Here is a 3,387-nt window from a genome sequence, read left to right as displayed (position 1 = left end):
ATTTTTTATAGGCCGACGGATCTCTGATGCAGTACAGCTCCTGCAACTGCCTGTTCAGATCCGTAAAATGAGGCTCAAAGCGCAGGCCAAACCAGTGCAGGATCGCAAAGTTGGCTTTGTTGATGCTGTGCATGTCGCCAGTGATGGCCGTGGGTTTCACCTCTGAGGTGTTGCGGTACCAGATATCAAAGACATGGTGGGCTTCATAGTCGTTTGTACCAATCAGATAACCGTTGATCGGGATGTGGTTGCACAGCAGCGTGTAGGCCACCATGCCTTTACCGCGGCCGAAGTATTTACGCGAATGCCGGGCCTTTACAGTCGGCCGTTCAACGCCAAACTTCTGCCCGTCAACGGCACCATAAAGCGTTTCCGGATCAAACGAATAGTGCGGGAAAATCGGCAGTGCCTCTATGGCATCGGTGATGCAGTCATTGGCCGTGACCAGTGACGCCAGGCGGAGGTACTGTTCGTACGTGGTTTCCAGCACATGGAACGGTATATCGCTGGTTCGTGCCATCACATGATTACCGTGATTCATCGCCTGGGCAACGATGACCGCCATCAGGCTGTCTGCATCGGCATTCTTTTTGGCATAGCGGGGTTGCAGCGGCTTCATGGCATGAAGAAACCGGCACTGCCCGTTAACAAACCGGAAGACGTCGGTCACGCAGAATGGCAACTGCTCATAAAATCGCTTCTCCTGCGCCTTATGACGGCTGACCACGGATTTATGCCAGGTCAGTTTCTGCGTTTCTTTATCGTATTCCAGATGTTTCAGCTTCCCCTGCTTTAGCTCGCGGTTGAAGGCTTTCCACTGCCGGTGCAGTTCGGCCTCCAGCGCCTTTAGCTGCGATTTAACCGGCTTTTGCAAAAACGGGATATTCATTTCAGCCAGGACAGCGGCCTGTTCCCCTTCCGGTACCAGTTCATCAGAAAGATGGCGGTGGCGGAGACTGTCATTGAGGTGGAATTCACCCGCCTGAAAACGCTTTCTTATCTGGCGGTAGAGCCAGAACTCATAGCGCCCGGCGTTCAGGCCTGTGGGCTCGCCATCCTCGCCGAACTCCAGCAGATACGGGCGCAGCCGCTCCGGTAATGTACCTGGCGGGCATTCCGCCAGTGACCGCTGTGAAAGCGTCTGCTTTTTGTTGAACACCATCCTGAGCCAGCTCAGCGCTTCAGCCCACGGGCTGTCGTGGACCACGCTGGTGAGGTCGAGTGACAAAAATAATGGCTGCAGGTGACGCCGGATTAATGCCGTCATACCGTCCACGGCCTGCCACTGCAGCGCCAGTTTACTGACGGGTTTTACACTCATGCGCTGTGCGGTGGTTTTCAGCGCCTCCCGCGGCATGATTTTCCATGCCCGACGACGGACTTCGCCAAAGGTGGTGGGGTCTGGAACGCTGTCATCAACGTAAAGCGATAACAGCCGTCCGATTTTAGACGTTTCACGCCGGTGTTTTTCCTGGACGTCAGCCAGAAGCTGTTTGGCCACGCTGCGGCTCTCATCCTCGAGCTGTTTCATATGGAAAAACATCGCGTCCACCAGGTTATCGCTGAACTGGCGGTAGCGAACCCATACATAGCACAGCAGGTAAAGGCGGGTCTGATCGGGCTTCAGTTCACGGATATCATAAACGGTATAGAAATTCGCCAGGCTGGCGTAATAAAGCAGATTCTGCTGAGAAATATTCAGTATCGGCAGGATGTCGCAGGCTTTACGGTGCAATGGTTCCAGGATGGCCCGTTTTTCCCGTTCCTGGACCATCTGGCGCCAGCCGAAATCACGTGCATCCTGCCTGAGGATCGCCAGCCGGGAAAGGGTATCATCGCGTTCAATCAGCTTGTTCAGACCATCGATAGTGGCGTCATCAAGCCGCTCCGTAAGAATATGCCCCAGCCGCTGCCTTTCATCAGAAAGAGTCCGGCTCACCAGCTCCTGGAGCGTGGTATAGCCGGGTCGGATGATTTTGTGCGCGTTGAGCCAGATGATCAACTCAGTGGCGACAAAGCCGGGAGTGACATCGCAGTGAACAATGCGGGCGGCCTGTTGTTCAAGCGGTGAAGACAGTGCCGATGACCACGGGCGGTAACCATACAGCGCGCAGATTTTTTCCCGCTGAGCATAGCGTTCGTGCTTATAGGGCAGTTTGGCAGGAAGTGTCTCCCCGGGGAAATAACGGCTCAGGACAAAGCTGCAGTCGTCCGGAACATCATCTCACCCGAAACGGAAAAACAGATGCTTGGCTTTAAAATAAGCGATCTGGATGATGCAATAAATTTGAGCGTGGATCCCCCGACGGCTGCGGGCCAGCGCCAGTTCAGATTCATCCAGCGCCAGGAACTCCAGTCGCTGTGCATCATCGAAGTCAGGAAGGCCATAAAGCGCCTCCTGCTCGGCGTCAGAAAGAATACTGAGGAGTTTATTTTTATTAGCCATCCCTGATCCTTATGCCCATTCAAAACATTAGTGTCACATTATCATTAAAGTGATACCTTTACGTGTCATAATTTAAATGACGGGTAATGTGACCTTCGTTGACAGATTCCGACCTCAAAATCAGAATGTCACATAATCGAACGTATATGTGACAGGTGTGAAATGTTAATTGGTTATATGCGGGTATCAAAAGCAGATGGTTTTCAGGCGAATGATTTACAGCGTGATGCGCTGCTCGCCGCTGGCGTCGATGCCGCCCATCTTTATGAGGACCGGGCATCGGGTAAACGGGAAGATCGCCCCGGGCTCATTGCCTGCCTGAAGGCACTGCGATCCGGTGACACTCTGATTGTATGGAAACTGGATAGACTTGGCCGTGACCTTCGCCATCTCATTAATACAGTGCACGACCTGACCGGGCGAGGGACAGGCCTGAAGGTATTGACCGGTCACGGTGCAACCATTGATACCACGACTGCGGCCGGCAAGCTTGTTTTTGGGATCTTTGCCGCTCTGGCCGAATTTGAGCGCGAACTGATTGCCGAGCGAACGACTGCTGGTCTGGCATCAGCAAGAGCCCGTGGGCGAAACGGCGGGCGGCCCTATAAAATGACGCCCGCAAAGTTGCGTCTGGCAATGGTTTCAATGGGACAGCCAGAGACGAAAGTCAGCGCACTGTGTCAGGAACTGGGTATCACCCGGCAAACCCTGTACCGCCACATATCCCCTGACGGCAAACTTCGCCCGGATGGAGAGAAACTGCTTAGCCGGCTTTAAAAAACTGTCCGTCCTCCCTTTAAAAGTAAGCGCCCCATCCCGGACGTCTTGAGAAGATTGTCTTGTCTGGTAACAATCGCGTCCATCTAAATATTGATGGACGCGAACGATGAATTCCGGGACAAAAGACGTGACTTGCTATCGAGCTTATTTACCAGATGCTC

1 protein-coding gene and 1 pseudogene are annotated in these 3,387 nt (G+C 53.5%); one reads left to right on the top strand and one right to left on the bottom strand.

Annotation, left to right across the window (positions count from 1 at the left end):
* Positions 1-2,446: pseudogene (locus tag ACRDCA_RS15975) on the bottom strand (Tn3 family transposase); the annotation flags it as partial.
* Positions 2,447-2,608: 162 nt separating this feature from the next.
* On the opposite strand from ACRDCA_RS15975, the gene ACRDCA_RS15970 reads away from it, so the two are divergent.
* Positions 2,609-3,223: a recombinase family protein gene (locus ACRDCA_RS15970; protein ID WP_438690417.1), complete on the top strand. Its 615-nt coding sequence runs from the start codon at positions 2,609-2,611 to the stop codon at positions 3,221-3,223.
* Positions 3,224-3,387: the final 164 nt, after the last annotated feature.

Source organism: Serratia sp. (in: enterobacteria) (assembly GCF_051654945.1).
Taxonomy (GTDB): domain Bacteria; phylum Pseudomonadota; class Gammaproteobacteria; order Enterobacterales; family Enterobacteriaceae; genus Chania.
Note: the sequence above shows the minus strand (reverse complement) of the source record. Positions and strands in the feature narration are given on the sequence as shown.